The organism is Methylobacterium variabile (assembly GCF_001043975.1).
GTDB classification, from domain to species: Bacteria; Pseudomonadota; Alphaproteobacteria; order Rhizobiales; family Beijerinckiaceae; genus Methylobacterium; species Methylobacterium variabile.
The window spans coordinates 23,623-35,104 of the sequence record NZ_LABY01000259.1; the positions used below are offsets into that span (position 1 = coordinate 23,623).

The 11,482-nt window shown below is 72.0% G+C and carries 10 protein-coding genes; 9 read left to right on the forward strand and 1 reads right to left on the reverse strand.

Features of this window, described 5'->3' with window-relative positions:
* The first annotated feature begins 249 nt into the window (after positions 1 to 249).
* From VQ02_RS29925 to VQ02_RS29965, 9 genes are all read left to right on the forward strand, one after another.
* A complete protein-coding gene (locus tag VQ02_RS29925) occupies positions 250 to 753 on the forward strand; it encodes an acyltransferase (RefSeq protein ID WP_048447892.1) in 504 nt (167 codons plus the stop codon).
* Positions 750 to 1,781 (forward strand): Gfo/Idh/MocA family protein, encoded by a 1,032-nt coding sequence (locus tag VQ02_RS29930; protein WP_048447893.1) that lies wholly within the window; start codon positions 750 to 752, stop codon positions 1,779 to 1,781. Before VQ02_RS29925 ends, VQ02_RS29930 begins: the two co-directional genes overlap by 4 nt.
* Positions 1,781 to 2,896, forward strand: coding sequence for a DegT/DnrJ/EryC1/StrS family aminotransferase (locus tag VQ02_RS29935; RefSeq protein ID WP_048447894.1), 1,116 nt, complete (start codon positions 1,781 to 1,783; stop codon positions 2,894 to 2,896). The genes VQ02_RS29930 and VQ02_RS29935 overlap by 1 nt, the downstream gene beginning before the upstream one ends.
* Positions 2,880 to 3,902: an NAD-dependent epimerase/dehydratase family protein gene (locus VQ02_RS29940; protein ID WP_048447906.1), complete on the forward strand. Its 1,023-nt coding sequence runs from the start codon at positions 2,880 to 2,882 to the stop codon at positions 3,900 to 3,902. Before VQ02_RS29935 ends, VQ02_RS29940 begins: the two co-directional genes overlap by 17 nt.
* Positions 3,899 to 5,059 (forward strand): DegT/DnrJ/EryC1/StrS family aminotransferase, encoded by a 1,161-nt coding sequence (locus tag VQ02_RS29945; protein WP_048447895.1) that lies wholly within the window; start codon positions 3,899 to 3,901, stop codon positions 5,057 to 5,059. The genes VQ02_RS29940 and VQ02_RS29945 overlap by 4 nt, the downstream gene beginning before the upstream one ends.
* 889 nt (positions 5,060 to 5,948) lie before the next feature.
* Complete coding sequence (locus VQ02_RS29950) at positions 5,949 to 6,710, forward strand: LuxR C-terminal-related transcriptional regulator (protein ID WP_157080870.1); 762 nt, start codon at positions 5,949 to 5,951, stop codon at positions 6,708 to 6,710.
* A 524-nt stretch (positions 6,711 to 7,234) separates the two neighbouring features.
* Positions 7,235 to 7,462, forward strand: coding sequence for a hypothetical protein (locus tag VQ02_RS29955; RefSeq protein ID WP_048447896.1), 228 nt, complete (start codon positions 7,235 to 7,237; stop codon positions 7,460 to 7,462).
* Between the two features lie 205 nt (positions 7,463 to 7,667).
* Positions 7,668 to 8,741, forward strand: a complete 1,074-nt coding sequence (locus tag VQ02_RS29960; protein ID WP_048447897.1) for a glycosyltransferase family 4 protein — start codon at positions 7,668 to 7,670, stop codon at positions 8,739 to 8,741.
* Positions 8,742 to 8,967: 226 nt separating this feature from the next.
* Entirely contained in the window at positions 8,968 to 9,957 is a 990-nt protein-coding gene (locus tag VQ02_RS29965; protein WP_048447898.1) for a beta-1,6-N-acetylglucosaminyltransferase, read from the forward strand.
* A gap of 359 nt (positions 9,958 to 10,316) precedes the next feature.
* On the opposite strand, the gene VQ02_RS29970 is transcribed toward VQ02_RS29965, so the two are convergent.
* Positions 10,317 to 11,482, reverse strand: a 1,166-nt coding sequence (locus VQ02_RS29970) for a glycosyltransferase family 2 protein (protein ID WP_053080608.1), incomplete at its 5' end; no start/stop codon positions are given.

The following is an 11,482-nucleotide window of genomic DNA, read 5'->3' on the forward strand; positions in this document are numbered from 1 at the left end:
GTGCTCCTTCGCGGACGAGTGTCGGAATCCGCGCCCTCCCCTGCCCAGACCGGAAAACGGCGAGGCCTGCCGGCCGCCCGAATTGATCGTCATCGGACGCTATACCTCCGAAGGGGTAGCAGAACCGGACCGTTCTGGCGCCGTTCGGCGTGATTTGGGCGTAACGAGCACCGTCGCATTGGCACGATTACTTGGCCTCGTGGCCCGCCTAGCGTCCCAGCACATCGACGGGACGGGAGACGGGACGAGATGCCGGTCGTGAACGCGAGGATCGATGCGAGCGCCGCCATGCCCGATCCCGCCCTCGTCAACATCTACGGCTGCGCCGTCGGCTCCGGCGCGCGGATCGGGCCCTTCGTGGAGATCCAGCGCGGCGCCGTCGTCGGAGCGCGCTGCCGGATCGGGGCGCTCGCCTTCCTGTGCGAGGGCGTGACGCTCGCGGACGACGTCACGGTCGGTCCCGGCGTGATGTTCACCAACGACCGCCACCCCCGCGCCGTCACGGCGTCGGGCGCCCTGATGGGGCCGGAGGACTGGACCCTCGAGACGACGCGTGTCGGGGCCGGCGCGGTCATCGGCGCCAACGCCACGATCCTGTGCGGCCTCACGATCGGCGCCGGCGCCCGGGTCGCCCCCGGGGCGGTCGTCACCCGCGACGTGCCGCCCGGCGCGACCGTGGCGGGTGTCCCCGCCCGCGCCGCGGCGGCCCCCTCTCACCCTTCTTCCCTGCTCAACCCCGCGGAGGCATCATGATCGGGATCGGAGTCATCGGGTACGGCTACTGGGGACCGAACATCGCCCGCTGCGTCGCGGAGGCGGGCGGCTGCAACCTCAAGGCGATCGCCGATCCCTCGCCGGCCGCGCAAGCCCGCGCCGCCTCCCGCCACCCGGGAGTGACCATCGACGACGGCTGGCAGCGGATGCTGGCCGACCCGGAGATCGACGCGGTGGCGATCGCGACCCCGACCCGCCTGCACTACGAGATCGCGCTCGCGGCGCTCATGGCCGGCAAGCACGTGCTGGTCGAGAAGCCGATCGCGCCGACCTCCCGCGAGGCCGCCCGCCTCGTCGCCGAGGCGGCCAAGCGCCGCCTGACGCTCATGGTCGACCACACCTTCGTGTATACCGGCGCGGTCCAGAAGATCCGCGACCTGATCGACACCGGCGTCACGGGCGACCTGTTCTACTACGACTCGACGCGCATCAACTTCGGCCTGTTCCAGGACGACGTGAACGTGATCTGGGACCTCGCGGTCCACGACCTCGCCATCCTGGACTTCCTGCTGCCGGCCGAGCCGGTGGCGATCTCGGCGACCGGTGCCGGGCACATCAAGGGCAGCCCCGAGAACCTCGCCCACATCACGATCTACCTCGAGGGCGGCGTCACCGCGCACCTCAACGTGAACTGGCTCGCCCCGGTGAAGATCCGCCGCACGCTGATCGGCGGCAGCCGCCGGATGATCGTCTACGACGACATGGAGCCGAGCGAGAAGGTGAAGGTCTACGACCGCGGCGTCGAGTTCCACGAGCGGCCCTCGCCGGAGGAGATCCGCCGGATCCTGCCGGCCTACCGCATGGGCGACGTCTGGACGCCGCACATCCCGGTCAAGGAAGCCCTCGTCACCGAGATCGAGCACTTCGCCCACTGCGCGGCGCACGGCCAGGTCCCGCTCACCTCGGGCGAGAGCGGCCTGCGGGTGGTGCGCCTGCTCGAGGCCGCCTCCCAGTCGCTGGCCCAGCGCGGCCACCCGATCGACCTGTCGTCCCTGAGGGCTGCCTGATGATCCCGCTTCTCGACCTCGAGGCCCAGTACCGGGCCGTGCAGGAGCCCCTGGAGGAGGCGGTGCTCGCGGTGCTGCGCAGCGGCGCCTACGTGCTCGGCCCCCCCGTCGCCGCCTTCGAGCGCGACTTCGCCGCCCATTGCGGGACGACGGAGACGGTCGCGGTGAGCACCGGCACCGCGGCCCTCCATCTCGGGCTGATCGCCGCCGGGGTGCGCCCGGGCGACGAGGTGATCACCGTCGGCATGACCTTCGTGGCCACCGTCGCGGCGATCCTCTACGCCGGAGGAAGGCCCGTCCTGGTCGACGTCGATCCCCAGACCTACACCATGGATCCGGCGGCGTTCGAGGCGGCGATCACGCCCCGCACCCGCGCGGTGGTGCCGGTGCACCTGCACGGGCGGCTCGCCGACATGGCGGCGATCGGTGCCATCGCCGAGCGCCACGGCATCGCGGTGGTGGAGGACGCGGCCCAGGCCCACGGGGCCGAGCGGGGCGGCGTCAAGGCCGGCGCCTTCGGGACGGTCGGCTGCTTCAGCTTCTACCCGGGCAAGAACCTCGGCGCCTGCGGCGAGGGCGGGGCGATCACCACCTCCGACCCCGACATCGCCAGGACCCTGCGCTCGTTGCGCGACTGGGGCCAGGAGGGGCGCTACAACCACGTCCGCCCCGGCTACAACTACCGCCTCGACACGGTGCAGGCGGCCGCCCTCGGGGTGAAGCTGCGCTACCTCGACGGCTGGACGGAAGGGCGGCGGCGGGCGGCCGCGCGCTACGACGTGCTGCTGGCGCAAGCCGGCCTCAAGGCGCCGAAAGCCGGCGGGCGCGAGCACGTCTACCACGTCTACGCCGTGCGGGTGCCGGATCGCGACGCGGTGCGGGCGCGGATGCAGGAGGCCGGCGTCGCCACCGGCATCCACTACCCGAGGGCGGTGCACCACCAGCCGGCCTACGCCGACCAGGTGCGCCTCGGCACGCCCTGCCCGGTCTCGGAGGCGCTCGCCGGCGAGTGGCTGTCCCTGCCGCTCTTTCCCGAGATCACCGAGCGGCAGATCGCCACCGTGGTCTCGGCCCTGACCGACAGCCTGGGAGACCGTTATGCTGAAGCCGTGTGAGCCGTCCCGACCTCTCGGCCGCGTCCTCGTCACCGGCGGCGCCGGCTTCGTCGGCTCCCACATCGTCGATCTCCTGGTGGCGCGGGGCTGCCGCGAGATCGTGGTGGTCGACAACCTGGTGCGGGGCCGGACCGAGAACCTCTCGGGCGCCATGGCGTCCGGCGCGGTCGAGCTCGTCATCGGCGACATCCGCGACCGCGACCTGATGGCCGGGCTGGTGGCGGGCTGCGACACCGTCTTCCACCAGGCGGCCCTGCGCATCACCCACTGCGCCGCCGAGCCGCGCGAGGCGATCGAGGTGATGGTGGACGCGACCGCCTCCCTCGCGGAGCTCTGCGTCGAGGAGCGGGTGGCCAAGGTGGTGTACGCCTCCTCGGCCTCGGTCTACGGCATGGCCACGACCTTCCCGACGCCGGAGGCCGAGCCCCATTCCGGCAACCGCACGCTCTACGGCGCAGCCAAGAGCTTCGGCGAGGGACTGCTGCGCTCCTGGAACGACATGGCCGGGCTCGACTACGTCGCCTTGCGCTACTTCAACGTCTACGGCCCGCGCATGGACCTCCACGGGCGCTACACCGAGGTGCTGATCCGCTGGATGGAGCGGATCGCCCGGGGCGAGCCGCCGCTGATCTTCGGCGACGGCCTCCAGACCATGGACTTCGTCGACGTGCGCGACGTCGCCCGGGCCAACGTGCTGGCGGCGCTCTCGCCGGCGAGCGACGTGGCGCTCAACGTCGGGCGGGGCGAGGAGACCTCGCTCCTCGGGCTGGCGCAGCGCCTCGCCGCGGTGATGGGCCGGCCGGACCTGGTGCCGGTCCACGAGGCGGAGCGCAGCGTCAACCCGGTGCCCCGCCGGCTCGCCGACGTGAGCCTCGCCCGCGAGCTGACCGGCTTCCAGGCGGGAATCGGCCTCGACGAGGGCCTCGACGCGCTGGTCGCCTGGTGGCGGGCCAACAGCAAGCCCGTGGCCCCCAAAGTCGCCCCCATGATGGAGCTCGCCTCGTGATCCCGATCATCAAGCCGAGTCTCGGCGAGGCCGAGGTCGACGCGGCGAGCGCCGTCATCCGCTCCGGCTGGCTCACGCAGGGGCCGCAGGTCGCGGCCTTCGAGGCCGAGTTCGCGACGGCGGTCGGCGCGCCCCATGCCTGCGCGGTCTCGAACTGCACCACGGCCCTGCACTTAGGCCTGCTCGCCGCCGGCGTCGGGCCCGGCGACGAGGTCGTCACCGTCAGCCACACCTTCATCGCCTGCGCCAACGCCATCCGGCAGTGCGGGGCCGAGCCGGTGCTGGTCGACATCGACCCCGTCACCCTGACCATCGACCCGGACCTCGCCGAGGCGGCGATCACGCCCCGCACCAGGGCGATCCTCGCCGTGCACCAGATCGGCATGCCCTGCGACATGGCCCGCCTGACCGCGATCGCCCGCCGCCACGGGGTCAGGCTGGTGGAGGACGCCGCCTGCGCCATCGGCTCGCAGATCCGGGTCGACGGGGAGTGGCAGCGGATCGGCCGGCCCCTCGGCGACGTCGCCTGCTTCTCGCTGCACCCGCGCAAGATCCTCACCACCGGCGAGGGCGGGATGCTGGTGACCCGGCACGCCGCCTGGGACCACCAGTTCCGGCTCTGGCGCCAGCACGGGATGGGCGTCTCGGACGTCGCCCGGCACGCCAGCCGGGCCGTGGTGTTCGAGGATTATCCGACCACGGGCTACAACTACAGGCTGACGGACCTGCAGGCGGCCATCGGCCGGGTGCAGCTCGGCCGCCTCGACGCCATCGTGGCGGAGCGCCGGCGGCTCGCGGAGGTCTACGCGCAGGCCCTCGCGGGTCTCGGCGTCGAGGTCCCGACCGAGCCGGACTGGGCGCGGTCGAACTGGCAGAGCTACTGCGTGCGCTTGCCCCGGGGAGCCGATCAGGTCGCGGTGATGCAGGGCCTGCTCGACCGCGGCATCGCCAGCCGCCGCGGCGTGATGTGCATCCACCTCGAGCCGGCCTACGCCGGGCTTCCCCTCCGGGCGCCCCTGCCGCACTCGGAGGCGGCGCGCGACCGCTGCATCCTGCTGCCGCTCTACGCCGGCATGGGCGAGGAGACCGTCCACGACGTCGCCGCCGCCCTGGCGGACACCCTGGCCGGGCGGTCCGCCCTCCCTCTCAGCGCCTGACATTCCACGGGCGGGGCTTCCGCCCGGACCGCTGCAACGAACGGATCATCGGCGAGCCGAAAGCTCGCCGATGATTTGTCATGACCCGCTTCGGTGCACCGCATCATTTGAACCAAAAATTATCAAACGATATGGTTTACCTGACATGCTTTGGATGATTGTTGATCACGGGTAAGGCATGGCTCCGAACGGCGGCAATGTCGGTTTCTATACATTAATTGATGTACGGGAGCTGTGATGACGCGGATCGAGGACGAGGGGCGACGGCCGATTTCCGCCCTGCTTCCTGCCGGGACCGACACGGCCCAGGCCGTCCTGGACGCGGGCGCGCGTGCTCTCGACAGCCCGGCCTGTCGATGACGGCTCGCCGCTGATCCGCCCCGCCCGGATCCTCGCCGCCGAACCCTCGCTCCGGGCAGCCGCACCCAGGCACCGAGGCAATCGAACCCCTTCATCCTGAAAGTCTAGTCCGCTCGGCGAGGTGCCACGGCCCCGTCGAGCGTCTTCTCATGCCTGAACACTTTACTGTAACTTCAATATTGCTTCGAGGACCGGGCCGCCAATACACGCTTTGCGTGTGTATCAAATGACTGAACCCACCGGTCGTCAATCAAATCACGAAAATGTATCAGAAAAGGCCACCGGAGATGGATGCATTTAGGATTGTAACTGGTCTATGGCCGTGTTAGGACTGCTTTCAGGAGGAACGGACGGACGCGAAGGGCCGGATCGACTGGATACGCAGTCGAAAGCCTGTTAGCGCCCCGCTCCTCGCCGATCCGGCTTCGGGTAAGGGGTGGCGCTGCGTGGTGTTCCGGGCGCCGTGACCGTCGATCCGTGAGACCAATCCAATAATAACGATTGATCGTACAGTGGTGGAGGTGAAGCAATGTCGACGCCTGCTCTCGTTGATTACGGCCTCGCTTCGCGGGGCCGCAGACTGGTCGAGGTGAGTGAGACGGTGGCGGATGCGCCAGGGCCCGGCGAGGAGACCGGCTTGAAGCCCGCCATCGCGATCATCGAGCCGCGGCAACTTGTGCGGGAATGCCTGCGCAACTGCCTCGCCGAGGCGATCCCCGACCATGATGTCGTGACCTTCGCGTCGATCGACGAGTGGGAGCGGGGCAAGGTCGGCCATCGGGACGGCGACCTGGTGGTGCTCTATTACGATCCCCGCGAGGCCGGCCGCGGCAACGCCCAGCGCGAGGCCGCCCTGCGCTCGCGGATCGGCCCGAACACCAGCCTGGTGCTGCTGTGCGACAGCGAGGACCCCGGCGAAATCGTCGAGCGGCTCAACGAGGGCGCCCGCGGCTACATCCCGACCAATGTCAGCCTCAAGGTGGCGATTGAGGCGATGCGCCTGGTGCGGGCCGGCGGCGTGTTCGTGCCGGCGAGCTGCCTGCTTCAGCGCCGGGCCGGGTCCGAGGAGACCGGGGCGGCCGATCCTCGCAGCCAGTTCACCCCGCGCCAGACCGCGGTGCTCGAGCAGCTGCAGAAGGGCAAGGCGAACAAGATCATCGCCTTCGAGCTCAACATGAAGGAGAGCACCGTCAAGGTGCACGTGCGCAACATCATGCGCAAGGTCGGGGCGACCAACCGGACCGAGGTGGCGATCCGGGCGTTCGAATCCCGCTCCGATCTGAAGATGTGAGCGCCGCGGGGGCGCGGGGGAGGTCTCCCGCGCCGGTTCGCCCGCCGCGGACATCGCCCGAGGCCCTCGATGCCGGATTGGCCGGCCCCAGGAGATGAGCCTCCCGCTTGAGTTTGGTTGTATTGCCGGATTTCCCTCCTCGGCCGACGGCGAGAGCCGGCCCGGGAGCTTTTCAGTGTTTCGAGCATCGGCTTTCGCGGATCCGCCCCCGCCGCCCGGGACCCCTCCGGACAATGCGAGGGCTCGCGCTGCTTGGTCGTGCAGCGGGAGGCTGCTCGATGGCGCCGTCACGCGCTTCGCGGCTGGTCCGCTCCTTTAGCTGACGATCAGAGCCCCGACGCTCTTCCGCACGTCTTCGGAGCGGGAACGCTCGCCTGCCGTTGCGGGCTTCGTGCAGGGCCCCGGGCGCGGGGCGGGTGTCCGGCAACCGAACGGTTCGAGGACCCACTCGGACGTCGCCTCACTCTCCCTTGAGCGGCGGGGGAGCCACGCGGGCGCCGGGGCCGCCCGGCTGAGCGGCGCCGTTGCTCGTCACCATCGCCAGCACCGAGAGGATCGCGTCCTTCCGAGTGCAGGTGGTCGATCCGGGCGTCGGTGCAGCCCTCCTCCAGGTAGGCGATCACCAGGGTGCGGGCGGCGGTGTCGGTGATGTAGCCGCCGAATTCCTGGAACGCCCGGGCGAGGGCACGGTCCTCCGGCGCCTGGTTGAGCCGGTCGAGGTCGACCTGCGGCGGGATCCGGCCGCAGGGTAGCCTGACGCCAGTGCGGGCGAAGCGCCGCCTTCGGGCGCGGCCGGTACGCCGGAGGGCGCGGGTCCGGCTCCGCCTTTCTGGGCGGTCCGTCGCCTTTCTGGCCGGGGCCGCCGCCGGATTGGCCCGCTCCCGCTCGCCCGCGGGCGCCTTAGGCTCCGCCCGTGACCGCGGCGGGACCGCGGACGGCCTTGACGGAGACGGCTCGATGCAGTGGATCGTCGCGACCCCCTTCTCGCGGGACGAGGACGGCGACTGGATCACCCGCTACGTCGGCGGGGGCGCCCGCTTCGTGACGGCGCCGGCGCTCTACGTCCACGACCGCTCGCGGGCCGCGAGCGGCCTGTCGGAGTGGTTCGACTACCTGCGCCACGCCTGGGGCGCCTGGCGCCTGGTGCGGGCGGCGCCCCGGGGCGGGGCCGGCCTCCTCACCGGTTTCCCGCAGCTCGCCGTGACGGCGGCGCTCCTCAAGCTGCTCCTCGGGCGATCCGACGTGCCGCTCGTCGCCTGGTGCTTCAACCTGGGCCGGACGCCGGGGGGCTGGAAGGCGCGCCTCGCCAGGGCCGTGCTGCGGCAGGTCGACGTGTTCGTGGTGCATTCCCGCCGGGAGGTCGCGCTCTACGCCGCGTGGCTGAACCTGCCCCGGGAGCGGTTCGTGTTCGTGCCCCTGTCGATTCGCGACGAGCCACGGGAGACGCGGGAGGACGAGGCAGCGCCCTTCATCCTCGCCATGGGCTCGGCCAACCGCGACTACCGCACCCTGGTGGAGGCGGCGGCGCGCCTCGGCCTGCCGACCGTGATCGTGGCCGGCACCCATGCCACCGCGGGCCTGTCGCTTCCGCCGAACGTCACCATGCGGCGCAACCTCGCCATCGCGGAGTGCCACGACCTGTGCGGCCGGGCCCGGGTCAACGTCGTGCCCCTGCGCGACACCGCCTTCACCTCGGGCCAGGTCACCGTGCTGGAGGCGATGATGCTCGGAAAGCCCGTGGTGGCGACGCGGGCCGCCGGAACCGAGGACTACGTGATCGACGGGTGGAACGGCCACCTGGTGCCGCCGGAGGATTCCGGAGCGCTCGCGGCCGCCATCGCGGCCTTGTGGGACGACCCCGCCACGCGAGCGCGCCTCGGCGAAGGCGCCCGCCGCACCGTGCAGGAGGGCACCACCTTCGCGGCCGTGGCGCCCGCGATGGCGGCGGTGCTGGACGCGGCGCAGGCCCGGGCCGCTCGTGCCCCCCGCCCCGCGGCCCGGGCCGACGCGTCGGAGCGCCCGTCGGGCTGACCGGCGACAGGGGCAGCGGCGGGTCCGGCAGCGTGCGCGGCCGTCGATGACCGCCGGCATGCGCCAAAAGTGGAACCCGGGCCGCCCCCATTGCCGACCTGTCGTCGCCGGCCCGCGCGGGACACGATCGAGGACAGCAGAGAGGCGCTCGAGTGCAACGAAGGGGAGCGACGGCATGCCGATAGCCGATGAGACCGGTGCGGATCTCGACCGGGAACCCAGGCGCATGGCCATCCTGATCATGGCGCACGCGCATCCGGAGCAGGTCGAGAGGCTCGTCGACCGGCTGAGCGCGCCCTTCGTCGACATCTACGTCCACATCGACAGGCGCGCGAAGATCGGACCCTTCGTCGCCGCGCTCGGGCGCCGGCCGGGATGCACGATCCTGCCGGACCGGGACCGGGTCGGCGTGCTGTGGGGCGGGTTCTCCGTCGTCGAGGCGATCCTCAACCTGATCCGCGCCGCGCACCGGGGCTCCCCCGACGCCGAGCGGTTCTGCCTCCTGTCCGGCGCCGATTACCCGACGCGGTCGATAACAGAGATCGCCCGGGAGATGGAGCGGGACCTCGAGTACATCAACGTCGAGCACAAGCTCGACGCGAAGGGGTCGCGGTTCTGCGACACCTACATCCAGCACCACCATCTCGGAAATTTCCGGCTGCTCAACCCCCGGACGTCGCCCAGCGGCCATCTGGTGGTGTGGGGCGCGCGGCTGGGCCGGATGCTGCCCCGCCTCCGCCATCCGGAGTTGGAGCTGTACTGGGGGTCCTGCTGGTGGGCGCTGACCCGGGGCGCCGTCGACGAGATCCTCGCGCGCATCGCGCAGCGGCCGCAGGAACTCGCGTGGTTTCGCACCGCCGTGGTGCCGGACGAGCTCGTGCTGCCGTCGCTCGTCATGAGCACCTCCCGGCGCGGCTTCATCTGGCGGGACCCGGTGGATCGCACGGGCCAGCCCGAGCCGGTCGAGGGCCGGCGGTACGGCTCGCACTTCATCCGCTGGGCCGGCGGCATCTCCCCGGAGATCCTGACCGAGCACGACCACGACGCCATCCTGGCGTCCGGGGCGCCATTCGCCCGCAAGGTCGATCCGTCGGTGTCGCGGCGGCTCCTCGACCGGCTCGACGCGGCGGCGCGGCGCGCCGACCGGCCGGCCCGCGGCACACGGCAGTCCCTCGCCTTCCAGGCGGGGGAGCTTCGCGAGCCCGGCATTCCGTGAGGCCACGGCGCCGTCGGACGGACTCGTTCGGCGGCGCCAGCCGAGCCGAACGGGCGACGGCACGGGGAAGCCCGGCCTGAGACGAAATTCGCCGGATCCGTTCTGTACCAGTAAAGCGCGGGATCCCCTCTCCCGTCTGGGAGAGGGGTAGGCGTGAGGGTGCTGCGGTTCTGAGTCTAGCTCCAACCGCCCCGCTGCAAGCACAACGCTCAGTGCTTTACACGGAAGCGTGTCACCCTCACCCCCGACCCCTCTCCCGCACGGGAGAGGGGAGATGCGTCCTGCCTTTATTCGAACAGATCAAGCGGAACGCGTATTACCTGGGCTGGGCATGGCTGCCGCGGCCGGCCGAAAGGGCGCTACCGCGCCGACGGCCCCTCCCCGGCCCGCTCGGTCCGCACCCACTCCGATTGCCGCCGCACCGCGAAGCGCGCGAGGATGCCGGTCTTCCCGGCGACGAGGCCGGGCAGGGCCAGGGCGTCGCGCCAGCCGAGGAGGCCGCGGCCCCAGCGCGGGACCGCCAGCCCGAAGGCGAGGAGGAGGAGGGCGAGGCTGGTGCCGGCGATCAGCAGGGGCACGCTCCCGCCGCCGAGCGCCCACCAGGCCAGGGCCGCGACGAGGAGCCCGGCCTCCGCGAGGCCGAGGGTCACCAGGGGCAGGACGCACAAGTCGAGGGCCATCGCGACGAGCCTGGCGTCGCCCCGGTGCAGCCCGGCGCGGATCAGGGCGGCGGCGTAGGGCGGGATGAGGGAGAGATGGCCGTGCTCCCACCGGGTCTGCTGCGCGCGCCGCGCCGCGGCGCCGGCGGGCAGGACGCTCACCACCTCGGCCTCCGGGCAGAACCGGGGCGGGTGGCCGGCGAGCGCCAGGTCGAGCCCGAGCTTGAGGTCTTCGGCGAGATGTCCGTTGGCGAGCCCGACCGTGCCGAGGAGCCGCGTCGGCACCGCGAAGCCGGTGCCGGAGATGCCGCACGGCCAGCCGAGCCGGCTCGAGCCGAGGGGGCGGCCGATCTGCTTCAGCACCGTCGCGAAGGTCGCGAGGCGCAAGGCCGAGGAGGCCTGCGGCGGCGGCTCGAGGCGGTAGGCCGCCTGCACCGGCGCGTCGAGGGCGGCGCTCAGGCGCGCGATCCGGTCGAGGCAGGCCGGCGCCAGGGTGCAGTCCGCGTCGACCACCACCAGGGTCTCGGGCAGAGCGCTGCGAGCGAGGTGCCGGAAGCCGAAATCGAGGGCGTAGCCCTTGCCGCGCCGTGACGGGTCGTGGCGCTCCACCACCTCGGCCCCGGCGGCGCGGGCGGCGGCGGCGGTGGCGTCGCGGCAATTGTCGGCCACCACCAGCAGGCGGTCGCCCGGGGCGAGGCCCGGACGCAGGGCCGCCACCGTGCCGGCGATCAGGCCGGCCTCGTCGTGGGCTGGCACCAGCACCGCCAGGGACGGGCGGCGCGCCGGCAGACGGCTTGGGCGCAGGGACGGCAGCGACGCCGCCACCTGCGCGGTGAGGACCAGGACCGGCACCGCGCCGGCGAGCG

Coding starts and splice junctions, on each gene's coding strand:
- VQ02_RS29925 (WP_048447892.1), top strand. CDS start 250: ATGCCGGTCGTGAACGCGAGGATCGATGCGAGCGCCGCCATGCCCGAT.
- VQ02_RS29930 (WP_048447893.1), top strand. CDS start 750: ATGATCGGGATCGGAGTCATCGGGTACGGCTACTGGGGACCGAACATC.
- VQ02_RS29935 (WP_048447894.1), top strand. CDS start 1,781: ATGATCCCGCTTCTCGACCTCGAGGCCCAGTACCGGGCCGTGCAGGAG.
- VQ02_RS29940 (WP_048447906.1), top strand. CDS start 2,880: ATGCTGAAGCCGTGTGAGCCGTCCCGACCTCTCGGCCGCGTCCTCGTC.
- VQ02_RS29950 (WP_157080870.1), top strand. CDS start 5,949: ATGTCGACGCCTGCTCTCGTTGATTACGGCCTCGCTTCGCGGGGCCGC.
- VQ02_RS29960 (WP_048447897.1), top strand. CDS start 7,668: ATGCAGTGGATCGTCGCGACCCCCTTCTCGCGGGACGAGGACGGCGAC.
- VQ02_RS29965 (WP_048447898.1), top strand. CDS start 8,968: ATGGCCATCCTGATCATGGCGCACGCGCATCCGGAGCAGGTCGAGAGG.